The sequence below is a fragment of the Acidihalobacter prosperus genome (assembly GCF_000754095.2).
Classification (GTDB): domain Bacteria; phylum Pseudomonadota; class Gammaproteobacteria; order DSM-5130; family Acidihalobacteraceae; genus Acidihalobacter; species Acidihalobacter prosperus.
Genome location: NZ_JQSG02000001.1, coordinates 225,674 through 249,864, shown reverse-complemented (window position 1 = coordinate 249,864; position 24,191 = coordinate 225,674). Strand labels below are relative to the sequence as shown.

Here is a 24,191-nt window from a genome sequence, read left to right as displayed (position 1 = left end):
CTTGTCTCGGCTCGCGACTAGGGACAGATCAATATCTGATTGCGAATCATTATCATTTGCGTTATCTTGTGCGCGAACAGATATTTCACCTTTGCACACAAGGAGCCAACGACGATGAACAAACGCCTCCCGGCCCTGGCGCTGGTCACGCTCGCGCTTGCCACAGGCGGCGCTTCCGCCGCCGCCCCCGACAGCTACAAGCTGGTCATCGAGCAGCACCGCTTCCAGCCGGCCGAGATCACCGTGCCCGCGAACAAGCGCATTACCCTGGTGATCGAAAACCGAGACGCCACCGCCGAGGAATTCGAAAGCCACGATCTCAAGCGCGAAAAAATCATCCCCGGCCATACCACGGCCAAGGTGCGCGTCGGGCCGTTGCGCGCGGGTCAGTACCGCTTTTTCGGCGAGTTTCACGAGGACACCGCGCAAGGTGTGCTCATCGTCCGCTAGGGGGTTGCGATGCTAGCCGCCGCATTGATCGTGTTCCGCGAGGTGCTCGAAGCCGCGCTCGTGGTGTCCATCGTGCTCGGCGCGAGCCGCGACATCGCCGAGCGCGGCCGATGGGTCTTGGGTGGCCTGCTCGGCGGCCTGCTCGGCGCTCTCGGGGTGGCCGCCTTCGCGGGGGGAATCGCCGACGCCCTGGAGGGGCGCGGCCAGGAACTGCTCAATGCGGGCATCCTTCTGTCCGCAGTGGTCATGCTAGCTTGGCATAACATCTGGATGAGCGCACACGGACGTACGCTCGCCGCGCAGATGAAACAGGTCGGGCACGACGTCGGCGTCGGTCTCAAACCGCTGTCGGCTCTGGCCCTGGTCGCGGGACTGGCGGTCATGCGCGAAGGCTCGGAAACCGCCTTGTTCCTGTACAGCCTGTCGGTCAGCGGCAGTCCTTTGGGCCCCCTCGCCGGCGGCGCCCTGCTCGGGCTCGGAGGCGGCGCGCTATTGGGGCTGCTGCTCTATCGAGGATTGCTCGCCATCCCTGTCGGATATTTCTTTCGCGTGACCGGCTGGATGATCCTGCTGCTCGCAGCGGGGCTTGCGGCCAATGCCGCCGGATTCCTAAATCAGGCCGGCCTGCTGCCCGCACTCGGACAACAACTATGGAACAGCTCCGCGTGGCTGGACCAGAGCAGCTGGGCAGGCATGCTGCTACATGTGCTCATCGGCTACAACGACCGCCCGATGGGCATACAGGTACTGGCCTACGGGCTGGCGCTCGCCACCATTCTGATCCTGATGCGCCGTGCCGGCTCGCGGATCTCGGTGCGGGCCGGTCACGCGCCGACATCAACCTGACGGGCCGCAGCGCAGACACGCAAAACCCGATAAATTGGATATAGTGGCCCCATCGGAGCCGATGGAGCCACCACATGCCCGGGACTCGCAGCTTGCGCCGTGCAGCCGCCGCCTTGTTGCTGACCCTGCTCGCCCTTGCGGCCTACGCCTTCTGGCGGCAGGAGCATGCACCGGCCACGCAGGGTGCGCTCACCCTCTACGGCAATGTCGATATCCGCGAGGTCCAGCTCGCCTTCGACGACCAGGGGCGCATTCGCACGCTCGACGCAGTCGAGGGACAGGTGGTTCATGACGGAGAGACGCTCGGCACCCTGGATGACCGCCGCTACCGGCTGGCCTACAAACAGGCGCGCGCGCAACAGCGGCAGGCCAAGGCCCAGCTGGAGACCCTGCTCGCGGGCACCCGCCGCGAGGAGATCGATCGGCTCAAGGCCGAGGTCGCTGCCGCCAGGGCCACCCTGCAGCTGCGCGAGGCGACCTATCGCCGCATCGATCGCCTGACGCGTTCGCAGGCGAGCACGCCGCAAGATCTCGATGCCGCCCGTGCCGGCTATCGCGCCGCTGCCGCCCAGCTCAAGTCCCTGCAAGCCTCGCTGGCGCTGGCGCTGGCGGGACCGCGTGCGGAAACCGTACAGGCCGCGCGCGCCGGCCTGCAGGCCGCCGACGCCGCCATGGCGCTGGCCAGCCGTCGGCTGCAGGACACCCGGCTGGTCGCACCGACCGACGGCATCGTGCGCACGCGCATTCTCGAACCGGGCGACATGGCCTCGCCACAGCAGCCCGTGTACACGCTTGCGCTTACTCGCCCGCTATGGGTGCGCGCCTACGTGGACGAACCCGACCTCGGCCACCTGCATTCGGGCGAGCGCGCCTGGGTCGAAAGCGACAGCTTTCCTGGCGAAAGGTTCGAAGGCTGGGTCGGCTACATCTCGCCCACCGCCGAGTTCACGCCCAAGACCGTGGAAACCGCGCAATTGCGGACCTCGCTCGTCTACCAGGTCCGCATCTTCGTATGCAATCCGCACAATCGGCTACGGCTCGGCATGCCGGCCACCGTTCACCTGCGGCCCGAAGCCGCGCCGGTGGGCGCACAGGACACCGCCTGCAAGCAAGCGGCGCGGTCGTGAATCCGGCGCCGGCGATCGTACTCGACGGCGTTCGCAAGCGCTTCGCTTCCGGCGGGCGCACGGTCGAGGCCCTCAAGGGCATTTCGCTGCGCATCCCGCGCGGACGCATCTGCGGCCTCATCGGTCCCGACGGCGCCGGCAAGACCACCCTGATGCGCCTGATCTCCGGCCTGCTGCGCCCGGACGAAGGCCATATCCGCGTCCTCGACATCGATGCCGTGCGCGAGCCGCTCAAGGTACAGGGGAGCATCGGCTACATGCCGCAGCGCTTCGGCCTGTATGAGGATCTCACCGTGGCCGAGAACTTGCAGCTATACGCCGAGCTGCAGGGCGTGTCGCCGTCCGCGCGCGGCGACCGCTACGATGAGCTGCTGGAGATGACCGGGCTCGCACCTTTCATGCGGCGACTGGCCGGCCGGCTGTCCGGCGGCATGAAGCAGAAGCTGGGATTGGCGTGCACCCTGCTGCGCCCCCCCGCGCTGCTGCTGCTGGACGAACCGACCGTAGGCGTGGATCCGGTTTCCCGGCGCGAGCTGTGGAGCATCGTGTATGCCCTGGTGGAGACGCACGGCATGAGCCTGCTGCTGTCCACGGCCTACCTCGACGAAGCCGAGCGCTGTGCCGAGGTCGTGCTGCTGCACGAGGGCGAGTTGCTCGGCCAGGGCGCGCCGCAGGACTTCGGCAAGACCGTCGAGGGGCGCACCTGGCACGCGCGACCGCAACGCGGTCTGCGTCGTCGCCTGCAGACGGCGCTTCAGGCCCGTCCGGAAGTGATCGACGCAGTGGTCGAGGGCGACGGCGTCCGTGTCGTCCTGGCCGAGGCGCAGACGCCTCCCTCCCTGCCGGGCTGTAGCTGGGAACGCGTCGCGCCACGTTTCGAGGACGCCTTCATCGAACGTCTGAGCCGCGGCCGCGAAACGCGCTATCAGCCTGCGGCACGCCCATCAGACGGCGACACGGCCGACACTTCGGAAACGGTCATCGCCGTCAAAGCCCTCACGCGCCGTTTCGGCGACTTCTACGCCGTACGGGGCATCGATTTCGAAGTGCGTCGCGGCGAAATATTCGGCTTGCTGGGCGCCAACGGCGCCGGCAAATCGACCACCTTCCGCATGTTGTGCGGCCTGCTGGCTCCCAGCGAGGGACATCTTGCGGTGGCCGGCGTGGATCTGCGCCGCGCTGCGGCGCGGGCGCGCGCCCGCATCGGCTACATGGCACAGCGCTTTTCGCTCTACGGCGACCTCAGCGTGATCCAGAATCTGCGCTTCTTCGCCCGCAGCTACGGCCTGCGCGCGCGCCGCCGGCAGGCGCGTCTCGAATGGGCACTTGAGGACTTCGGTCTGCGCGACTGGCTTCAAGCCTCGGCGCGCGAACTCCCGCTCGGTTACAAGCAACGCCTGGCGATGGCCTGCGCGCTGATGCACGAACCGGACATCCTGTTTCTCGACGAACCCACCTCCGGCGTCGACCCGCTGGAGCGGCGCGCCTTCTGGACGCGCATCAACGCGCTGGCCGACGGCGGCGTGACCATCATGGTCACCACCCATTTCATGGACGAGGCCGAATACTGCGACCGTCTGGTCATCATGGCGCAGGGCAGTATCCTGGCCACGGGCACGCCTCAGGCCATCCGTGCCCGCGCGGCCAGCCGGACACAGCCGCAGCCGGGCATGGAAGATGCCTTCATCGCGCTCACCCAATCCACCGCAGGATCGTCCGCCGTTGGCCGCTGAACCGGATTTCGCCGTCCGCCATATGCATCTGCGCGGCCTGATCCGCAAGGAAGGCCTGCAAATCCTGCGCGACCCCTCCAGCATCGCGATCGCATTCCTGATGCCTATCGTGCTACTGCTGCTGTTCGGCTACGGCGTTTCGCTGGACGCCAATCACGTACCGATCGGATTCGTCACCGGCGTGCAGACCGCGCAGACGCAAAGCCTGATCGGGGCCTTCCACCACTCCCGCTACATCGAGCCCGTCCGTTTCCAGAACATGCAGGCGGCGCGCGCGGCCCTGATGGCCCATCGAATCGATGCGATCGTGCGCCTACAGGACGACTTCTCCGCCCGCCTGCTAAGCCGCCGCCCCGTCGACGCGCAACTGATCGTCAATGGCGTGGATGCCAACAAGGCACGCATCGTCCAGGGATACGTCGGTGCCGCGGTGCAGGGCTGGCTGCAACAGCGCGAGCGGGCGCGCGGGCGCGACACGGCCCTGCCGGTCACACTCGTGCCGCGGATCTGGTTCAACAGCGAGGTGCGCAGCCGCGACTACCTCGTGCCCGGGCTGGTGGCGGTGATCATGACCCTGATCGGCGCCCTGCTCACCGCGCTGGTCATGGCGCGCGAGTGGGAGCGCGGCACCCTGGAGGCGCTCATGGTGACGCCGGTGACCCTGCGCGAAATCCTGATCGGCAAATTGCTCCCCTACTTCATCCTCGGCATGGGCGGCATGACGGTTTCGCTGGTGATGGCGCTGTGGCTGTTCGATGTACCGCTGCGCGGCAGTCTGATCGTACTGGTGCTCTGTTCCGCGTTGTTCCTGCTGGCCGCGCTCGGCATGGGCCTGCTGATTTCCGTGATCGCACGCAACCAGTTCGTTGCCGCGCTGGTCGCCATCATCGCGACCTTTCTGCCGGCTTTCCTGCTATCCGGTTTCATTTTCGACATCAACAGCATGCCGGTGTGGCTGCAATGGCTGACCCACCTGGTCGCCGCACGCTACTTCGTCGCCATCCTGCAAACCCTGTTCCTGGCCGGCGACGTGTGGTCGGTAATTCTACCCAACGCGCTGGCGCTGGCCATCATGGCCACTTTCTTCATCGGCGTCAGCCGTCTGCGCATGAGCAAGCGACTGGAGTGAGCATGTGGCACCGGATCATGGCGCTGGTAATCAAGGAGTTCCTCGCGTTACTGCGCGACCGACGCGAACGCGTGGTCATCATCATCCCCCCGCTGATCCAACTGGTGGTCTTCAGCTATGCGGCCACCTTCGATCTGAGCCACGTCAAGCTCGCAATCTACGACCAGGACCATGGTCCGGAAGCCCAGGCTCTGGTCGCGCGTTTCACCGGCTCGCCGAACTTCCAACTCGTCGCACAGGTACGCGATTCGCGCGAGGTCGCGCAACTGATCGACGGCGAACAAGCACTCATGGTGCTCGACATACCGCAGGACTTTTCACGCAAGCTGCTGGCCGACCGGGAGGCAGAGGTCCAACTGATTCTCGACGGTCGCAATTCCAATACCGCTCTGATCGCCCTGAATTATGCCCGCGGCATCGTGGACGACTTCAACCAGGACTGGTTGCGCGACCACGCGCACGCGCCAATGCCGCTGCACCTGGTCACCCGTGCCTGGTTCAACGCCAATCTCGAAAGCCGCTGGTTCATCGTGCCCGGTATCGTCGGGCTACTGATGATGGTGGTGGTGATGATGGTCACATCGCTGTCCGTGGCCCGCGAGCGCGAACAGGGCACCTTCGATCAGTTGCTGGTAACGCCGCTGCGCCCGGTCGAAATCCTGATCGGCAAGGCCATGCCCGGCCTGCTGATCGGCCTGTTCGAGGCGACCCTGATCGTGATCATCGCCGTGTTCTGGTTCGGCGTGCCCTTGCGCGGTCCATTGCTGACCCTGTATGCGGGCCTGCTTGTGTTCCTGCTTTCGGCGAGCGGCGTGGGCCTGATGATCTCTTCGCTCGCGACCACGCTGCAGCAGGCGCTGCTCGGCGCCTTTCTGTTTCTGGTGCCGGGGGTGATTCTCTCGGGCTTCGCCACTCCGATCGCCAACATGCCGACGGCCGTGCAGTACATCACGCTGCTCGACCCCCTGCGCTACTTTATGGTCGTACTGCGCGGCGTCTTTCTCGAAGGCGCCGGCTTCGCGCTGCTGTGGGACCAGTTCTGGCCGATGGCGCTGATCGGGATTGCCTGCCTGGCCGGCGCCGGCTGGCTATTCCGCCACCGGACGGCCTGAAACCGGCGCTCAGTCCTCGGCGCGACGGTATACCACGGTACGGTTGCGACCTTCGCGCTTGGCGGCATAAAGCGCACGGTCAGCGGCCCTGATCAACTCCTCGGGTGAGCTGAATTCGCTGTCTCCCAGGTGACCGGAAAAGGTCGCGAGCCCCAGCGAGGTGGTGACCACGATTTCGGTGCCGTCGGCATGATGCACCTCAGCAGCCACACCGCGCCGCAGGCGCTCAAGCAGTTCGAAGGCCTTGTTTTCCTCGGTGCCCGGGAAGACCAGGACGAACTCCTCGCCGCCGTAACGGGCCGCGATATCGGCCTGGCGCACCTGCGCCTGCAACAGTCGGGAGATCGAAATCAACACCTTGTCGCCGACCTGATGCCCATAAGTGTCGTTGATGCGCTTGAATTGATCGAGATCCACGAAGCCGAGCGACAGCGGCCAGCCGCCCGCCACGGCGGCATGAAACTCCTGTTCGAGCATCTGATTGAGGCGCGCGCGATTGAGCAGCCCGGTCAGCGGATCGATATACGAGCGCTCCTCCAGCTGCCGGTTGCGCGATTCGAGCATCTCGCTGCGCAGCTTGTATTCGGAGGTCTCCTGAAGGCTGCGCAGATTGCGCAGCACGAGCACCTCGCGCGCCTCTTCGATCAAGTGCGTGGCACGGTCGGCATTGAGGATCAGATCCACCTCGAACAGGCTGGAATAATGCGGCAACAGCTCTTCCATCCGCACGATGATCGCCGTGCAGGCCTCCTCATCGAACCCCAGCAGGGTCTTCGCTCTTTCCGCAAAACAGATGTCGAGGGCTTGCGATTGTTCCGGCTGGATCCAGCGATCGGCCAGGATACCGGAAAGATGCACGCAGCAGGCGATACCCGCCTCGCGCGCCGCCTCGCCGCTGAGCGTGAGCTGGTGGCTACTTGCAACCGCGCGCCAGGCACATTCGGGTAGTCTCCAGCTCTCCAGCAGAGCCGCCCCCACCGCGGCATGATCGAAACCGAAGGCCTGGCGTTCGGCCTGAACCACGGCGAGATGGTTGTCGCTGGCAGCGAGGATGTCGGTGTAGAGATCGGAATGGGCCTTTTCCAGCACCAGCATGCCGATATCCTGCAACAAGGCGCCCACGAAGCATTTGCTGGCTTCCTTGAGCTGCCCCTCCTCCGCGATCACGCGGGCAGCAACCGCGGCGAGCAGCGAACGGCGCCAATAGGCAAGCTTATCCAGCGGACCGGCATCCGACTCCGGCGCCAGCGAAAAGGACAGCGCCAATGTCAGCGCCGCATTGAATCCCAGCACGCTGATGGCCTGCCGCAGGTTGTCGACCTGCCGACGCATGGCATAAAGCGGCGAGTTGGCGGCCTTGAGCAGCTTTGCGCTCAGAACGGGATCGTTGGCGACGACCTCGGTGATCTCGCCCACGCCGGCATAAGGGTCTTCGCCCAGTTCGAGCACACGCAGGGCCACGGCCGGCAGTGTCGGCAACTTGTTCACCTGGCCCAGCATGCCGGCCAAGGTGGGGGCAACATCCAGATCCATGATCGTCGTATGACTCGTTATTCGGACTCTCCACTTCCGTCCGACGCGAAGTCAGACGGACCGGAACCGCCGTTATCTGTATACCTTATCTGATTCGAGTGCTTGCCCGATGTGTTCGCCAAGGATCGCGACTCACCTTCTTATTGTGGCATCTTCCGGTCAATCGTGCCTGGACACAGTTTACAAGTTTTTAAAGCGCCAAGCGCCCCGGGACGAAATCTCGCGGACTCGCTCGGGAGAGCGGGCGGGATGGCGCCGGGAAAGCGCCATCCCGGAGGACGGATCAACGATTGCTGATGTAGGCGAAGCCCTGCATCTGCTTCTTGGCCAGTTGCAGGATACCGGCCGGCACGATCTTCATGTACGGGTAGATATCGTCGGCCTTCACGTGCAGGCTGTACATGGAGTTGTGGCAGACGCGGAACTGCACGCCCTGCGCGTGCAGGGCCTGGAACTGGGCGCCATAGCTGCTGTATTCCTGCTTCCATTGATCAGCCGTCAGGATCGCCCGACCGTAGAGCACGATCTGGATCTCGTAGCGGTAACCCTTGCTCTTGAGATAGCGCACCGTTGCGGCCGCATTGATCAGCGACTCCTTGAGCTGGTTGCCGGGGTCGGCGACGCCGAACACGATCTTCACCGGCTGATGCTGCTTGAAATAGCCGCCGAAGTTCAGATCGGGCGTCACCGGCACCGACTGGATACCTGGAAAATCCGGCAGACTGTCGGCGCGCGCCACGGAGGCCAGGACCAGAGTGAGGCCCATCAGGACCACGGATACGAAGGACTTCATGTGATTCTCCATCGGTGGGTGGGGCCAGTCGCATTTGTTTTCACCGGCTAGCCACTATGACGCCCCGAAGCCCGGCTTAATTCCCCCACAGGAATCCGCATCGCCGAGGGTAATATCCGTGCGTCCGGCGACACAAACGCACCATTATGATGCGTCGAGCCTCTTTCACAAGAGCGCGCACGCCCTGCAACACGGCATCCCCGATGGTCCGCTAATTGCTATAGCGAAGCTTTCGCTAGGGGGACGCTCATGAATATCGCCGTCATCGGCGCCACTGGCCTGACCGGTCATCATGTGGTGACGCAACTGATCCTCAAAGGTCTGGCAGGACCAATGGACCGCATCCAATTGGTCGGTCGCCGATCCGCGGAGGCCCGTCTGCGCGGCATGGTCGCCGACATTCGGGACGCCTTTTTCGAAGCCGCGCCCGAGCTCGACATCACGCTGTCGCCGAATGACATCGCCGCCGAACTCATCGTGTTCGCAGCGGGTGTCACGCTGCCGACGGACTCGCACGCCCCGATGACTCGCGATGCACTCGCACAGGCCAATCTGCCGCTGTTCGAGAGCTATGCGCGCGCGATCGCGCAACATGGCCACGGTCACGAGCTGGTGCTCATGGTCAGCAACCCGGTCGAACTCGGGGTTGCCGTATTCGCCCGGCATCTGGGGCGTCACCGCGTCTTCGGCATGGGCGCCTACCAGGACACCCTGCGCTTCCGCCGCGAAATCGCAGGCGAGCTGGGGCTGACCCGTCAGCGCGTCGAGGCCTATATGCTCGGCGAGCACGGCAGTGGCCTGGTGCCGGCATGGTCCGCGCTGCGACTGCATGGTTTCGATGCAGAAGAGACCCGCCAGCTGAAGAAGCGGCTGCGCCGAGGCCTGGATTCGGCGCATTATGCCGAGGCGCTGGCGGCCGAGACACGACGGGTACGCGAACTGATCGAACGCGACGATCTGGCCGAGGCGTTTCGCCACGTCGGCACTCTGCCCGCCGATCTGCGGGTCGGACTCGCCCCCTTCGCCACCCACTACTCCGGCGCCAAGACCGCCGTCGCGACCGCCAACGCCACCGTCGACATGTTGCGCGTGATGCTCTCCGGCCATCAGGCGGTAATGGCCGCCCAGGTGGCGCTCGAAGGCGAATGGCTGGAGATCGACACGGTACTCGGCGTACCGGTGCTCGTCGGCCATCAGGGCTGGGCATCGGTGCATCCCGTACCACTGGATGCGCATGAGCACGCGCAGCTTTGCGCGGTCGGACGCAGCGTGGGCGACAAGCTGCGCGAATGGGAGGCGGCAGCATGAATGCGATCCGCTGGGTATTGCGCATACGGGTCGAGGACCGGACCGGCGTGCTGGCCCGCATCAGCGCGGTGTGCGCGTATTGGGCGGTCTCGCTGCGCCTGGTGCAAAACAGCGAGACCGAACGTCAGGGCGAGGCGGAGATACTGCTGGGTTTCGCCGCCGCCGAACGCAAGGCACAGCTCCTGCTACGACACCTTGGCCGCCTGGAATCGGTACGCAAAATCACCCTCATGAGGCACGATGAACCCGCGCTGCGCGCCAGCACCACCGTGCGCCTGGCCGGCGGTGCACGACCCCGCTGCCCTGGCAACGTCGACGTGCACGCGCTCGACAGCAAAGGCGGCTACCTGCTCATCGGGCCGCTGCATGCGGTGGAGGAATGTCTGAGCGAACTGCGGCGCAGCGGCCTGCTGCACAGCGCCGGGCGCGCCCTGATCGCGCTTTAGCCTCGCTCCGCCAGCGTCTGCGCCACGCGGTTGCGCAGGTAGACAGGCTGTGCCTGTTCGGCCGGCACCGCCAGCCCGGCGGCGAGATCGCGCGCGGCCAGCGGCAGCGCATGGCGCGCGCGCGGCAGTACGGCGTCATCGAATACCGTCAGCCCGTTCAGATTGCCGAGCACCTCCGCGTAGACCGCGAACCCCGGACCGACACCGGTCCAGGGCTCATCATCGGGCGGCTGCACCTCGGCTGGCGGGGATACGGATTCACGCTCCTCCGTCGCGGCCAACCCTGCGCCGTCGGCGCGGTAAGCCCCCCAGTAAACCTCGCCCATACGCGCGTCCAGAGCCGCGATCACGGCCGGGTGGCCCGCTTCGATGGCGGACTGCGCCAACATCGCCAGGGTCGACACCGACACCACCGGACGATCGACCGAGAAGGCCAGTCCCTGCACCACGCCGGCCGCGATACGCAGGCCCGTGAAGGCACCGGGGCCGCGTCCCAGCACCAGCGCATCGAGCTCGCCCAAGGCGATGCCGGCCTCCGCCAGCAGTTCAGCGACCATGGGCAACACCAGCTGCGTGTGCTCGCGCGGCGCCACCTGGTGACGCTCGATCACTTCACCGTTCACGCCCAATGCGACGGAACAGGCCTCGGTGGCCGTCTCGATGGCCAGCAATTTCATCCTTGCCCCTCCTCCGCAGCGAAAAAATCCCGCACCGCCTCGATTTGGCGCACCGTCGGCGCTGACGGCAGGCTGTCGAGGAAGATGCGCCCGTAACTCATCTGGCCCAGCCGAGGATCGCACAGCACGAGCACGCCGCGGTCCTGGCTGTCGCGGATCAGACGACCGATGCCCTGCTTGAAGGCGATCACCGCACGCGGCAGATGCTGATCGCGGAAGGGATTGCCGCCACGCGCGGTGATCGCCTCCGCGCGCGCCTTGAGCAGAGGATCGTCCGGCGCGGCAAACGGCAGGCGATCCAGCACCACGCAGGACAGGGCTTTGCCCTGAACGTCGACGCCTTCCCAGAAGCTCTGCGCGCCCAGCAGCACCGCGTTGCCGGCTTCGCGGAAACGCTCGATCAGTTCGCGGCGCGATGCGCTGCCCTGTACCAGCAGCGGACGGTCGTCGAGATCGTGCAGCAGCCCGGCCGCGATCTGCAGGGCGCGATGGCTGGTGAACAGCATGAAGGTGCCGCCCGGATTCGCCTCGATCACCGGCCGCACGGCGCGCACCACGGCTTCCGTGTAGTGTGGCGCATTCGGTGCCGGCAATCCTGCCGGGCGATAAATGCAGGCCTGTCGCGCGAAATCATAGGGGCTGCCGAGCAGCAGCGTGTTCGCTTGGCCCAACCCGAGCTGAGCGCAGAAGTGCGTGAAATTCGCGCCGACGGCCAGCGTGGCCGACGTGAAGATCCAGGCGGCCGGATAGCGCGCCTTATGCTTGGCGAAGGTGCCCGCAATGTCCAGCGGGGTGAGGTTGAGCGCGAAACTGCGCTGATAGGTTTCGTACCAGCGAATCACCGCCTCGTCGGGGGCGAGAAACAGATCCAGCCGTTCGCGCAGGCCCTGCGCCCGTCTGGCCAGCGCCTGCAGCGCCTTGCCGCGCTCCGCCATCTGCTCCAATCCGGCACGCAGCGCATCCAGGGCATCGCTCAGGACGGTCAGCGCGCTGCCGGCTTTGGCCTCCATGGCCTCGTCCCAACCACCGCGCTGACCTTCGGTGCCCATCAGCGCGCGCAGACCGCGTATCGCATACTCGAGCGTTTGCGCGCGCTCGCGCAGTTCGGGCTGATCGGAAGCTTCGGTCAACTGCGCGGCGACGCTGTCGCGCGCCAGTTCCGACAGCTGGCGGCTGCCGACGCTCTGACCGAAAAACTGGGTCGCGATCTCCGGCAGCTGGTGTGCCTCGTCGAGTATGAAGGCATTGGCGCTGGGCAGGATTTCGCCCACGCCCTCTTCCTTGAGCGCGAGATCGGCACAGAACAGGTGGTGATTGATCACCACCACGTCGGCCTCTTGCGCCCGCCGACGTGCCTGAACGACATGGCAGTCGGCGTAATCCGGACACTCCTGCCCGAGGCAGTTGTCGGCGGTCGAGGTCACCCGGGACCAAACCGGCGCACCTTCCGGCACGCTGGCCAGTTCGGCGATGTCGCCGTCGCGCGTGCGCCGCGACCAAGATTGGATGCGCTGAACGTCGGCGGCGTCCGCATGACCTTGTCCTGCGCTGAAATCGACATACTGTTTGAGGCGATATAGGCACAGATAGTTCGCGCGCCCCTTGAGCAGACAGGCATCGATGTCGCGCTTGAGCACGTCGCGCACGACCGGCAGATCCTTGCGGAAAAGCTGGTCCTGGAGGGTCTTGGTACCGGTCGATACGATGACCTTGCCGCCACCGGCCACCGCCGGCAAGAGATAGCCCAGGGTTTTGCCGACCCCGGTGCCGGCCTCGACCACCAGCGTGTCGTTATCGGTCAACGCCGCAGCCACCGCTTCGGCCATCGTGCGCTGTTGCGGGCGCGACACGAAACCCGGCAGTGCCTCGGCCAGGGCCCCGTCCGCCTCGAAGAGGGCGCCGATCCGGACGCTCAGGGGTTTTGGCGACCGAGCCTCCACGAGCGGTTCAGGGCTTGAGGGCGTCGGCATGACGCATCGCCTCCTCGGCACCGCGCCGATCGCCCAACGCTGCACGTGCTGCCGCGATCATGCGCCAGTTGATGCGCCGGATCGCACGGTCACCACCGGCCAGCGCATTTGATTTGTGCGCCAGTGTTTCGACCTGTCGATAGCGCCCCTGGCTATAGCGCACGGCGGCAAGCCGTTGCCAGAGCAATGCACTGCGCGGGGCGATGTTGAGCGCACGCTCCAGGTCGCGCGCGGCCGCCCCCCAGTCGCGCCGGCCGGCGGCAAGATCGGCGTCATGCGCCAGCGCAAGCGCCGCCGGCGGCAGCGAGGCCGGTACGGCGGGCGCCGGCTGCGCGCGCAGGCCGCCGGGCGGGCGATGCTCGATCTTTGCCTGTGGCGGCTGGCCCGCGCCCGGCGGCAACGTGGCGCAACCGCCCAATATCGTCACTGCTGCCAACGCCGTCGCGAGGATGATTTTTCTCATTGCATGAGTCCCTTGAACCACTCGATGGCCTGACGCAACGCGCCGGCCTTGCATTCGGCCTCACCGCTCGGAACGCTGCCCTTGACGAAGGGCATCCATTCGGCACCCGGGCAGGTTTCAGCAAGCCGCTGCCCACTGGCAGGGTCGATGGTCTGCCAGACGACATCCTCTGGCTGACTCATCTGCAGCGGGGAGGCATGGATGGCGCCCATGATACCCGCCCACAAGGGCAACGCGCCGGTCGAGCCGGTCAGACCGGTAGGCCGGTTGTCGTCGCGCCCCACCCACACGACGGCCACTTCCCGACCGCCGAAACCGGCAAACCAGCTGTCGCGCAGGTCGTTGGTGGTGCCGGTCTTGCCGGCGACCTCGATGCCCGGCAGCAAGGTCTGCAGCGAGGCCGCCGTGCCCCTGCGCGTCACCTCGTGCAACGCCGCAGTGAGGAGGTAATCCGCCTTGCCGTCGGCGACGCGCTCGATCTGCAACGGATAGCGCTGGAGCTTTTCGCCGCGCGGCTTGACCACCGCCTGGATCGCGCGCAACGGCGCCCGATAACCGCCGGCGGCAATGGTCTGGTACATCTGCGCCATCTGGATCGGCGGTACGGCGGCGGAACCCAGCAGCGACGATGGATAGGCGTCGATGGGCTGGGCGATACCGAGCTGATGTGCCGTGTCGATCACCTGCTCCAACCCCACGGACAGGCCGAGGCGCACGCTCGGCACGTTGTAGGAATGGACCAGCGCGTCCATCACGGTGACCTTGCCGTGATATTGCCGGTCGTAGTTGACCGGCGACCATTGCTGGCCGTTGCCGTAGTTCACGGTCAACGGGCTGTCGTCGAGCAGCGTGGCTAGCGTGAAACGCTGCGGCTGCGCCAGCGCAGCCAGATAAAGCGCCGGCTTGAACAAGGAGCCGATGGAGCGGCGCGAATCGAGCGCGCGGTTGAAACCGGCGATGTCGCGGCGGCCACCGATCAGCGCCAGCACCTCGCCATCGGCGACCGAGGTCACCACTGCGGCGGCCTCCAGCGTATCCGTGCGCATGTCATGCGCACGTTCGAGCCGGCGCAAGCCGTCGCGCACCGCCTGCTGCGCGCGCAATTGCACCAGCGGGCGCAGCGTGGTGTAGATCAGCAGGCCTTCGGTGCGCAGATCCTCGGGACGGTAATCGCGCGCAAGCTGCGCCTCAACCAGATCGAGAAAGGCGGGAAACGGCGTGATGCCGGAAACCGGCTCCGCTCTCACGCCCAGCGGGCTGGCCTGCGCGGCACGTGCCTGCGCGGCGGTGATCAAGCCGGCTTCGGTCATTTCCGTCAGCACCAGATTGCGCCGCTTGAGCGCACGCTGGGGATGGCGACGGGGATCGTAGTAAGCCGGACCGCGCACCATCGCGACCAGCAACGCGACCTGCGCGATATCGAGCGACTGTACCGGGCGATCGAAATAGAACTCGCTGGCCAGTCCCACGCCATGTATGGCACGGCTGCCCTGCTGGCCGAGATAGACCTCGTTAAGGTAGGTTTCGAGGATTTCCGCCTTGCCGTAATGGGTCTCCAGCAGCACCGCCATGATGGCTTCGTTGAACTTGCGCCACAGGCTGCGCTGGTTGCTGAGGAAGAAATTCTTGACCAGCTGTTGAGTCAGCGTGCTGCCGCCCTGCACGAAGCGCCGCGCGCGGATGTCCGCCACCAGGGCGCGCCCGATGGCGACCGGATCGACGCCGTGATGCTCGTAGAAACGGCGATCCTCCACGGCCACCAGCGCCTTCGGCAGCAGCGCCGGCATGTCGTTCATGCGCACCAGGATGCGATCCTCGTGACTACGCGGGTAGATCTTGGCGATCAGCAGCGGCGCAAGACGTGCCAGCGCCACCGGCTGCCCACTGGCGGCGTCCTCCAATGCGGTAATGCGTCCCCCGGCAAAGCGCACGCGCAGCTGCCGTGACGGCTCGTTGCCGTCGGGCGAATCGAACCCGTGCGTATGCAACAGATAGCCGTCGGCAATGCGCTGGTAGGAGTCCGCAGCCGGTGCGCCGGGCCGCGCCGTGTAATGCAGCAGGGCCAGGGCCTGCGCGAGATCCTGCGGCGACATGCGCCGGCCGGCGTAGAGCTGCACCGGGCTCGCGTACACGCGTGCGGGAAGTTCGAAGCGCTTGTCCTCGAACTGGCTGACGATGACGTGATTGAGGTAGGCGACGTAGCCCGCGCCCAGCATCAGCAAAACCGCCAGCAGACCCAGCCACCCGCGTCGTCGGCGGATCGGTTTGCATGCTGCGCGGGAACTGGAGCGCCTGGCGGGGCGGCGTGAGGATTTGGCCATCGAAGCGGGCTGTAAGACGCGGGGATTTGTGGCCGCGAAGGCTTTTCATTATCCTTCGGTGTCCTCGATATCACAAGCAGGCCAGCCGTGGATACATCCGATTTCAGCAAGCTGCTCAAGGGATTACAAAACCCCGCCGCCTACCCGCATCAGGTGTCGGATATCCGCGTCATCGAAACCCATATCTCCGCCGTGTTGCTGACCGGCGAATACGCCTACAAGCTCAAAAAGCCGCTCGACATGGGCTTTCTCGACTTTTCCACCCTCGAACGACGCCGCCATTTCTGCGCGGAGGAGATCCGACTCAACCGTCGACTGGCGCCGAATCTGTACCTCGACACCGTGGCCGTGACGGGCAACCACTCGGTGCCGAAGGTCGGCGGCAACGGCGAGGCCATCGAATACATGGTGCGCATGCGTCAGTTCGACCCGGAGCAGCAGCTCGATCGCCTGCTCGCACGCGGCGAACTCAGCGCCGCGCACATCGATAGCCTGATCGCGCGCATCGCGGCCTTCCATGCCCAGGCCGCGACGGTCGACCCCGCCAGCCAGCTCGGCACGCCCGAGGCGGTATTCGCGCCCATGCAGCAGAACTTCGACCAGCTGCATCCCCTGATCGACCAGCCGGCCCGCCGCCAGCAGCTGCGGCGACTGGAAGACTGGACCCGCGCCGAATACGACCGCCTCGCACCGCTTCTGGCCGAGCGCCGCGCTGCGGGGCATATCCGCGAATGCCACGGCGACATGCACCTCGGCAACATGGCGGTCGTGGACGGCGATATCGCCATCTTCGACGGCATCGAATTCAACGACGACTTCCGCTGGATCGACGTCGCCAACGAAATCGCCTTCTTCGTCATGGACCTGGAGAGTCGCGGGGCGGCCGCGCTTGCGCACCGCGCGCTCAATGCCTGGGTCGAACTGAGCGGCGACCATCAGGCGCTGCGCCTGATGCGCTTTTATCAGACCTATCGCGCGATGGTGCGCGCCAAGGTGGCCAGCATCCGCCTGGGCCAGACGGGTCTTGCCGACGCGGAACGCGAGGAGGTGCTCGCGGCCTACCAGCGCTATGCGGACCTGGCCGAGCACTACACCACCGCCGCGCGACGCGCGCTGCTGATCACCCGTGGTTTTGCCGGCGCCGGCAAAACCACGCTGAGCACCGAGGCCGTCGAGAGCCTCGGCATGATCCGGCTGCGTTCCGATGTCGAGCGCAAGCGCCTGCATGGACTGCCGGCCGAGGCCCGCAGCGGTTCCGGCATCGGCACCGGGCTGTACGCCGAGGATGCCACCGAGCGGACCTACGACGCCCTGCAGGCGCGCGCCGAAGCAGCCATCGACGGCGGCTTCCCGGTGGTGGTGGATGCGAGTTTTCTTGCTCGCAGGCACCGCAGACGCTTCGCCGAACTGGCCGCGGCACGAGAACTGGGGTTTGCCATCCTCGATGTGCAGGCGCCCGAAGATCAGCTCAAGGAACGCCTGCAGCGACGTCAGGGCGACGCATCCGAAGCCACTGCGGACATCCTCGACTGGCAGACTGCCCATGCCGAGGCGGTCGAATCCGACGAACCCTGCCTAAAGGTCGACGGACGCGAACCCCTGCCGACGGCGGCGTTGCGCGCGCGCCTCGACCTGTAGGCCCGACACGAGGGCGGGGCCGGCTGCTAGACTGAGCCTGTACCCATTGCCGGACCGCCCGTGACACGACGCGCCCCGTCGACCGCCCTGCTGACGCTCGCGTCCGCGCTCCTGCTGGGCGGCTGCGCCACGCCCTACCCGCACGCACCGCAATACCGGCCGGCGGAACCCGTAACCGCGGGCCAGAGCGACCGGCAGCATCTCATTCGGCTGCTCCACGGCGTCGTCGGTACCCCTTATCGCTACGGCGGCGCCAGCCCGCACACCGGCTTCGACTGCAGCGGCCTGATCTACTGGGCCAGCCGGCATGCCGGCTATCGCGGCGTGCCGCGCACAGTCCGCGAGCAATACCGGCAGCTGCGCCGCGTGCCCCTCGACCGCCTGCGGCCCGGCGACATCCTGTTCTTCCGCTTCCACCCCGGCCCGCCCACGCACGACGGCGTCTACATCGGCCGTGGTCGCTTCATCCATGCGCCCGCCACCGGGGACCGTGTCAGCATCGCCCGTCTCGACAGCCGTTTCTGGTCGAGACATCTGATCGCGGCGGCACGGCTGCCGCGCTGAGCGACCGGCGGCGCATGCGCCCTGTCGCGCATGCCGGATTGCATCTCGATAGAGTCGCGTTATACCTTGATTCGGTATTCTCATTGAGTCCGTCGAGATCGGCATGTCATCGAATCCGAACCCCGGCACCGCGCGCGCGAGGCTTGCCGCCCATTGCCTGCTCCTGCTGTTGGTGTGGATATCGCCCGGCCATGCGCAACCGGCCAACCCGCCTCAGACGGATGGTCGGTGGCTGCGCTTCGGCGTACTGCCGCTGCAAAGCCCCACCAAACTGGCCGACATGTTCATGCCGCTGGTCGAATACCTGCAACGCTCGCTGCATCGCCCGGTGCAATTCGTCACCGCGCCCAGTTTCACGATCTTCATGCAGCGCGTGATGCATCACGACTACGACATCGTCTACCTCAACCCGCTGCTGTTCACTCAAGCCGAGAAGGCCGGCTACGACGCCGTGGCGAAGGTGTTGGGAGAGCCGTTCACCGGCATCCTCGTGGTGCGCAGGGACAGCCCGCTGCACGGCATCGACCCGGCGCAGTGGCACAAAGGTCTGATCGTCGGTTTTCCCGACCCTCGCGCCTACGCCGCCACGGTGATGACCCGCGGCTATCTGCGCACGCACGGCGTGGACGTAACGCATTGCTGCCGTATCCGCTATTTCGGCTCGCAGGACTCCGTGCTCATGGCGCTGAATTCGGGGCTGGTGGGCGTGGCCGGCACCTGGTGGCCGTCGCTGCGTTCGATGCCGCCCGCGATACGCCGCAACCTGCGCGTGATTGCCGAAACGCCGCCGCAGCCACAGATGCCCATCGCCGTGCTCGACAGCCTCCCTGCCGCGCTGCGTCAGGACATCACCGCCAGCCTGCTGGCCCTGCACACACACCCGCGAGATCGCGCGATCCTTAGCAAACTCGGCTTTCCGCAAGGCTTCATCCGCGCCCGCAACGCCGAATACCGGGAGGTAAAATAGCCCATGAAACCCGCCGCCGGCTGGACGCTGCGCAGCAGCGAACGCATCCCCTGGTGGTCGACCCTGCGCATGCGCCTGATCCTCTCCGTGTCGCTGGTGCACGTGATCCTGATGGGCGGTTTCATCTGGGATGCCGTCAACGAACAATCCGCCGGCATTCGTACGGAACTGGAGAGCCGCGGCCATTCGCTGGTGAACCTGATGGCGGTGGCCAGCACCAACGCGCTGCTGTCGGAGGATCTGGCCTCGCTCGCGGAAGTGACCGGGCGTGTGCGCCAGCAGCCCGACGTGGCCTACGGCCTGATCGTCGACGAACGCGGCGAAGTGCTGGCAAGCACCTCGGGCGGCGACGTCGGACGCCCGCTGGCGGCCGTGCGGCCCGACATCGCCCGGCCGCGTGCCCGTCTCATGCGCCTGGAGGAACCGGTCCGCGTTGCCGGACGCGTGGTCGGCACCGTCTACCTCGGCCTGTCCACTGCCGGCATGCACCGCGAACTGCAGCGCATCCGCAACGAAGGCCTGCTGTTCATACTCGCCGCGTTGCTCATCGGCGGCGGCGCCGCCTGGCTGCTGTCCTACGCCATCACGCGCAATCTGCACCGCCTGGGCACCGCGGTGCGGCGCATCGCCGGCGGCGATCTGGGCGCGCGCGTGGAAATACGCAGCCGCGATGAAGTCGGCATGCTCGCCAAGGCCTTCAACGGCATGTTGGACTCGCTGCGCGAGACCTCGCAGGCCGTGGTGCGCGAACACGAAAAACGCATGGACGCCGAGCGGCTGGCCTGCGTCGGCGAACTGGCGGCCAGCATCGCACATGAAATCCGCAATCCGCTGGCGGCGGTCATCAACTCCGTCAGCCTGATCGGCGAACCGGAACTGGACGCCGACGACCGCAACAAGGTACGGCGCATCATCAACGGTGAGGCCGGCCGCCTGCAACGCATCCTCGAAAGCTTCCTCGACTTCTCGCGCGTGCGCGAGTCCCAGCTCGAACGGCACGATCTGGTCGACCTGATCGATGAGGTCATCACTCTGTTTGCGGAAGATCCCGACGTGGCCGACGGCATCGAGATCGTGCGTCGGCTCGACGTCCCGCAGCGCACCGCGGTCTTCGACCAGGACCAGATGCGTCAGGTATTGTGGAATCTGATGCGCAATGCCGTTCAGGCGATGGGCGGACACGGCCGTCTCACCGTCAGCCTGGCAACGCGTTCGCCGTGCCGCTTGCGCGTGGCGATCCGCGACAGCGGCGAGGGCATCGCGCCGGAACTGCTGGGAAAGGTCCGGCGGCCATTCGTCTCCGGCCGCAAGGGCGGAACCGGCCTGGGTCTCGCCATCGTGCAGCGCATACTCATGCAACACGCCAGCGTCCTCGACATCGCCAGCCAGCCCGGCGCGGGCACCGAGGTCGCCTTCGAACTGGAGACCCGCTGAACCGTGGCCAACATCCTGATCGTCGACGACGAATACGCCGTGCGCGCCAGCCTGGGCCTGATGCTCAAGGCTCGCGGGCACCAGGTGATCGAGGCGGGTTCGGTCGCGGAGGCTTCCGCGCATCTCGATCGTCATCGCATGGACCTCGTGATCACCGACCTGCGTCTGGGTGACGGCAATGGCCTGGAAATCGTCGAACTGCTGCGCGAACGCGGCGACGACACGCAAAGCATCGTGATGACCGCCTTCGGCTCGATCGAAAATGCGGTGGATGCCATGCGGCTCGGCGCCTACGACTATCTGACCAAACCGGTGAATCCAGACGAACTGCTGCTGCGCGTGGTCAAGGTGCTCGAACGCAAACAGCTCGGCGAGGAGGTCAGCCGGCTGCGCGCGCAGCTCGACGGCCGACCCGATGCCGCCCTGATCGCCAAGAGCCCTGCGATGCGCGGCATCGCCGATCTGATCCAGCGCATCAGGGATCAGGACGTGCCCGTACTGATCACCGGCGAAACCGGGGTCGGCAAGGAAGTGCTCGCACGCGCCATTCACCGCACCAGCCGCCGCGCCGCCGCGCCCTTCGTCGCCGTCAACTGCGCCACCCTGCCGGAGGATCTGCTGGATTCCGAGCTGTTCGGTCACGTGAAAGGCGCCTTCACCGGCGCCGTGGCCCAGCACGAGGGGCTGTTCGGGCAAGCCGACCGCGGCACGCTGTTTCTGGACGAGGTCGGCGACGTCAGTCCGCGTCTGCAGGCGAAGCTGCTGCGCGTACTGCAGGAGGGCGAAGTCCGCCCCGTAGGCGGTTCGCGCAGTACCCGGGTCGATGTCCGTGTGATCACCGCCACCAACCGCGACCTCGGCGAAATGGTAAACGCCGGCAGTTTCCGCTCGGATCTTCTGTTTCGCCTCAACGTGATGCCGGTGCGGATACCGCCGCTGCGCGAGCGGCGCGACGATATCGCGCCCCTGGTTGACCATTTCGTCGAGCGCCTGCGACACAAGACCGGCCGTGACGCGCTCGCGGTCAACGCCCAGGCACGGCGCCGGCTCAGCGCGCACGACTGGCCCGGCAACGTGCGCCAGCTGCGCAACGTGCTCGAACGCAGCTTCGCGCTGAGCGACAGCGAAACCCTGGATGCCGAATCCCTACTGTTCGACAACCTCCCGGTCGTTGCGCCCCCTGGCGGCTCGGCTGGCGGCGAGCTTCAGCCCCTGTCCGAAGTCGAGCTGGCGCACATCCGTCGGGTGCTGGAATCCTGTGACGGCAACCAGATGGCTGCGGCCAGGCGGCTCGGCATCAGCCGTTCGACGCTGCGCCGCAAGCTGGGCCTCGATTGACGACCGCTGTCTCGTTTCGGGACAGGCGATTGTCTCAAAACGAGACCATCGAACAGATGCGCACGTGCGCGTGGCGCACAACACGTTGATTTCAATGAATTACGGGTAATGGCATGCCCCTTGCTCCCTTTCCCGCACATACGCGGTGCACGCAGGGAGAGGCCATGCAACTGTTCAAGAAAACCATCGATCCGATCGTCGCGCTGAGCATCATCGCGCTGCTCGACGTATTCCTGTTTCTGGTCGTCGGCGCCTGGACCGTGGGCGGCGGCGAAACCATGATCACCGGCCTGGTCGCCAAGCTGTTCATGGGCGATCAGATCTACCGCATCCCGTTCTGGCAATACGCCTTCGAGCCCACGCCGTATTACTGGAAGATCTACATCAGCCTCGGCATGTTCTTCGGCGCCATCGTGGCCGCGGTCGGCAGCCGCGAATTCTACTGGCGGGTGCCGCGGCACCTCAGCGAATGGATCATGATCACCATCGGCGGCCTGCTGATGGGGATCGGCATCCGTCTGGCCTTCGTCTGCAACGTCAGCACCTTTTTCGGGCTCACCCCGGAAATGAACCTCGGCGGCTACCTCTCGGTGAGCGGCATCATCGTCGGCGCATGGGTCGGATCGCTGATCTACAAGCGCGTGATGGAGGCCTGAGCCATGGAACTTTCATCGCTTACGCAATGCCTTGCCGCCTTCATGTTCGGCTCCGTCGTCGGCTTTCTGGTTCAGCGCTCGCGCTTCTGCAACACCGCTGCCCTGCGCGATGCCATGCTGTTCAAGAGCTACCGCAACACCAAGGCCCTGCTGGTGTGCATGATGATCCTGACCATCGGCTTCACCGCCTTCATCAGCGTCGGCGGCGGCCATCCCATGCATTTCGAGGTCGGTCTCAACCAGGTCATCGGCCTGTTCCTGTTCGGCATCGGCATGGTGCTGGCCGGCGCCTGCACGGTCTCCACCTGGGTCAAGTCCGGCGAAGGCAACGTCGGCGCGATCTGGGCACTGCTGTTCACCTTCGTGGGGATGTTCCTGTTCTCGCTGTTCTGGTCCGCCACCTGGTGGCCGCCGGCACCGGCGACCATGTCCGGCAGCGTCAACCTGAGCAGCCTGCAGCTGGGCTTCGCCAATGCCCAGACCCTGCAACTGCAGACCGGCATCCCGGCCATTTTCTTCGGCCTGCTGCAGAGCCTGGTGCTCGGCGGCATCTACTACGCCATCGTCCGCAAGGAACGCGCAATGGCCGCAGCCCGCGAAACTGCTGCCCGGAACGCGCCCGCGATCGCCGCAGTGAATGCCGTCGAGCAGGCCTCGCCCTCCGAAACCACCGGCGACGCGGACGATGACGCGCTCGCGGCGGCCGGCAAGGGCTGAACACACACGCTACGCGCCGCATACGCACGGCGACACACAACCAGGAGAAAGCCATGGGATTGTTCGGTGGAAAAAAACAAACGGCGACACCCGCAACCGCGTCGCAAGTGGCACTTGACGACGGCCGTTCAGTGAACGTGGACGAATGGGTGGATTGCCTGGGCGATTCCTGCCCCCGCCCACAACTGATGACCAAAAAGGCGCTCGGCAAGGCAGCGAGCGGACAGATCGTCGGCGTGAAGATCGACAACCCCACCTCGTACGAGGCCGTGCTCGCCATGCTGCCCGAACTCGGCGGCACCCTGCTCGGATCGCCCAAGGGCGAACGGGGCTGGCAGGTCGTGATCAGGAGAAACTGAGATGACACGCGGGCAATGGCAGATGTCGGCGCTGGCGGCGCTCGCCGCCGTGCTGACGATCGGCGGGCTGGGCTACATCACCACGGCCGCGCCGCCCTACCTCAAGGCTACGCGCTACGGCGTGCCCTATTACACGCCGAAGGCGCTCGATCCGGTCAGCGGCCAGCCCATAGACGTCAACACGCTGGTGCGCCACTACCTTGGAGAATGAACCCCATGACCCTGTCGACCCTGATCCAGATCGGCATGTTCTGCGTCGCCTTCTACATCATGTGGGTTGCCTTCACCCAGGACCCTTTCGGCAAATGATGCCCCCGGGAGCACGACCATGAGCAACGCCAGGATATTGATCTTCTGCACCGCCACTCTGCTTGCCAGCCTGGGCCTGTCGATCGGATTGACGCCGCTCGCCTCGGTATCGCCGGATACGCTGCAGCAGGCGGCCATACCGCAACCACTCGACGCCTTCGACCAGCCCATCCGGGTCGGACATCGCCATGGCGAGATGACCGTGACACAGCTGATGGAATACTACATCGAGCACCCCCCCAAAGCGGTAGCCGGCGTGCCATCCACGGCCGCCGCGCCGGTACAGTTCGGCGGTTGCTGA

The 24,191-nt window shown here is 66.0% G+C and carries 24 protein-coding genes; 18 read left to right on the top strand and 6 right to left on the bottom strand.

The genetic code is table 11. The annotated features are described in order from the left end of the window. The first annotated feature begins 114 nt into the window (after window positions 1–114). The 6 genes from THPRO_RS01235 (at window position 115) to THPRO_RS01210 (ending at window position 6,397) form a co-directional block, all read left to right on the top strand. The gene (locus tag THPRO_RS01235; RefSeq protein WP_038087136.1) at window positions 115–450 is read left to right on the top strand and encodes a cupredoxin domain-containing protein; all 336 of its coding nucleotides are present in this window, start codon (window positions 115–117) and stop codon (window positions 448–450) included. Between the two features lie 9 nt (window positions 451–459). After that, window positions 460–1,296, top strand: coding sequence for an FTR1 family iron permease (locus THPRO_RS01230; RefSeq protein WP_065089093.1), 837 nt, complete (start codon window positions 460–462; stop codon window positions 1,294–1,296). 74 nt (window positions 1,297–1,370) lie between these two features. Continuing rightward, window positions 1,371–2,423 carry an efflux RND transporter periplasmic adaptor subunit gene (locus THPRO_RS01225; protein ID WP_052064058.1) on the top strand — a complete coding sequence of 351 codons (1,053 nt, stop codon included), beginning with the start codon at window positions 1,371–1,373 and terminating at the stop codon, window positions 2,421–2,423. Then, window positions 2,420–4,156 carry an ATP-binding cassette domain-containing protein gene (locus THPRO_RS01220; protein ID WP_038087138.1) on the top strand — a complete coding sequence of 579 codons (1,737 nt, stop codon included), beginning with the start codon at window positions 2,420–2,422 and terminating at the stop codon, window positions 4,154–4,156. Before THPRO_RS01225 ends, THPRO_RS01220 begins: the two co-directional genes overlap by 4 nt. Next, complete coding sequence (locus THPRO_RS01215) at window positions 4,146–5,285, top strand: ABC transporter permease (protein ID WP_236717230.1); 1,140 nt, start codon at window positions 4,146–4,148, stop codon at window positions 5,283–5,285. The genes THPRO_RS01220 and THPRO_RS01215 overlap by 11 nt, the downstream gene beginning before the upstream one ends. Window positions 5,286–5,287: 2 nt before the next feature. Further along, on the top strand, window positions 5,288–6,397 hold the full coding sequence (locus THPRO_RS01210; RefSeq protein WP_065089092.1) for an ABC transporter permease: 1,110 nt from the start codon (window positions 5,288–5,290) through the stop codon (window positions 6,395–6,397). A 9-nt stretch (window positions 6,398–6,406) separates the two neighbouring features. Here THPRO_RS01210 and THPRO_RS01205 read toward each other — a convergent pair whose 3' ends face one another. Together THPRO_RS01205 and THPRO_RS01200 are read right to left on the bottom strand one after the other, a co-directional pair. Beyond that, window positions 6,407–7,930, bottom strand: coding sequence for a sensor domain-containing diguanylate cyclase (locus tag THPRO_RS01205; protein ID WP_052064059.1), 1,524 nt, complete (start codon window positions 7,928–7,930; stop codon window positions 6,407–6,409). A gap of 283 nt (window positions 7,931–8,213) precedes the next feature. Beyond that, window positions 8,214–8,723: a DsrE family protein gene (locus THPRO_RS01200; RefSeq protein WP_161489910.1), complete on the bottom strand. Its 510-nt coding sequence runs from the start codon at window positions 8,721–8,723 to the stop codon at window positions 8,214–8,216. Between the two features lie 249 nt (window positions 8,724–8,972). Between THPRO_RS01200 and THPRO_RS01195 the strand changes: the two genes are divergently transcribed. Both THPRO_RS01195 and THPRO_RS01190 read left to right on the top strand, forming a co-directional pair. Further along, window positions 8,973–10,031 (top strand): malate dehydrogenase, encoded by a 1,059-nt coding sequence (locus THPRO_RS01195; RefSeq protein ID WP_038087145.1) that lies wholly within the window; start codon window positions 8,973–8,975, stop codon window positions 10,029–10,031. Continuing rightward, window positions 10,028–10,477 (top strand): ACT domain-containing protein, encoded by a 450-nt coding sequence (locus THPRO_RS01190; protein ID WP_038087148.1) that lies wholly within the window; start codon window positions 10,028–10,030, stop codon window positions 10,475–10,477. Before THPRO_RS01195 ends, THPRO_RS01190 begins: the two co-directional genes overlap by 4 nt. Here THPRO_RS01190 and tsaB read toward each other — a convergent pair. From tsaB to mrcB, 4 genes are read right to left on the bottom strand one after another with little or no spacing between them, the layout of a single operon-like run. Further along, a complete protein-coding gene (gene tsaB, locus THPRO_RS01185) occupies window positions 10,474–11,154 on the bottom strand; it encodes a tRNA (adenosine(37)-N6)-threonylcarbamoyltransferase complex dimerization subunit type 1 TsaB (protein ID WP_038087151.1) in 681 nt (226 codons plus the stop codon). The two genes, THPRO_RS01190 and tsaB, sit on opposite strands and share 4 nt — an antisense overlap. Next, window positions 11,151–13,124, bottom strand: a complete 1,974-nt coding sequence (locus THPRO_RS01180; protein ID WP_082954347.1) for an ATP-dependent DNA helicase — start codon at window positions 13,122–13,124, stop codon at window positions 11,151–11,153. The genes tsaB and THPRO_RS01180 overlap by 4 nt, the downstream gene beginning before the upstream one ends. Then, window positions 13,102–13,587, bottom strand: a complete 486-nt coding sequence (locus THPRO_RS01175; RefSeq protein WP_082954346.1) for a hypothetical protein — start codon at window positions 13,585–13,587, stop codon at window positions 13,102–13,104. Before THPRO_RS01175 ends, THPRO_RS01180 begins: the two co-directional genes overlap by 23 nt. After that, entirely contained in the window at window positions 13,584–15,908 is a 2,325-nt protein-coding gene (gene mrcB / locus THPRO_RS01170) for a penicillin-binding protein 1B (protein WP_065089091.1), read from the bottom strand. The genes THPRO_RS01175 and mrcB overlap by 4 nt, the downstream gene beginning before the upstream one ends. Window positions 15,909–15,995: 87 nt before the next feature. On the opposite strand from mrcB, the gene THPRO_RS01165 reads away from it, so the two are divergent. The 10 genes from THPRO_RS01165 to THPRO_RS01125 all read left to right on the top strand — a co-directional run bounded on the left by THPRO_RS01165 (window position 15,996) and on the right by THPRO_RS01125 (window position 24,191). Further along, window positions 15,996–17,546: a bifunctional aminoglycoside phosphotransferase/ATP-binding protein gene (locus tag THPRO_RS01165; protein WP_065089090.1), complete on the top strand. Its 1,551-nt coding sequence runs from the start codon at window positions 15,996–15,998 to the stop codon at window positions 17,544–17,546. A gap of 60 nt (window positions 17,547–17,606) precedes the next feature. Beyond that, window positions 17,607–18,110, top strand: a complete 504-nt coding sequence (locus THPRO_RS01160; RefSeq protein WP_038087155.1) for a C40 family peptidase — start codon at window positions 17,607–17,609, stop codon at window positions 18,108–18,110. 103 nt (window positions 18,111–18,213) lie between these two features. Then, a complete protein-coding gene (locus tag THPRO_RS01155) occupies window positions 18,214–19,077 on the top strand; it encodes a phosphate/phosphite/phosphonate ABC transporter substrate-binding protein (RefSeq protein WP_038087158.1) in 864 nt (287 codons plus the stop codon). Window positions 19,078–19,080: 3 nt separating this feature from the next. Then, complete coding sequence (locus tag THPRO_RS01150; RefSeq protein WP_038087161.1) at window positions 19,081–20,511, top strand: sensor histidine kinase; 1,431 nt, start codon at window positions 19,081–19,083, stop codon at window positions 20,509–20,511. A 3-nt stretch (window positions 20,512–20,514) separates the two neighbouring features. Continuing rightward, window positions 20,515–21,849, top strand: a complete 1,335-nt coding sequence (locus tag THPRO_RS01145) for a sigma-54-dependent transcriptional regulator (RefSeq protein WP_038087163.1) — start codon at window positions 20,515–20,517, stop codon at window positions 21,847–21,849. Between the two features lie 164 nt (window positions 21,850–22,013). Further along, a complete protein-coding gene (locus THPRO_RS01140; protein ID WP_038087164.1) occupies window positions 22,014–22,505 on the top strand; it encodes a YeeE/YedE thiosulfate transporter family protein in 492 nt (163 codons plus the stop codon). Between the two features lie 3 nt (window positions 22,506–22,508). Beyond that, window positions 22,509–23,222, top strand: coding sequence for a YeeE/YedE thiosulfate transporter family protein (locus tag THPRO_RS01135; RefSeq protein ID WP_052064061.1), 714 nt, complete (start codon window positions 22,509–22,511; stop codon window positions 23,220–23,222). A 53-nt stretch (window positions 23,223–23,275) separates the two neighbouring features. Continuing rightward, window positions 23,276–23,581, top strand: coding sequence for a sulfurtransferase TusA family protein (locus THPRO_RS16140; protein ID WP_082954344.1), 306 nt, complete (start codon window positions 23,276–23,278; stop codon window positions 23,579–23,581). Window position 23,582: 1 nt separating this feature from the next. Next, entirely contained in the window at window positions 23,583–23,792 is a 210-nt protein-coding gene (locus THPRO_RS01130; protein WP_038087165.1) for a hypothetical protein, read from the top strand. Between the two features lie 117 nt (window positions 23,793–23,909). After that, on the top strand, window positions 23,910–24,191 hold the full coding sequence (locus THPRO_RS01125) for a hypothetical protein (protein ID WP_038087166.1): 282 nt from the start codon (window positions 23,910–23,912) through the stop codon (window positions 24,189–24,191).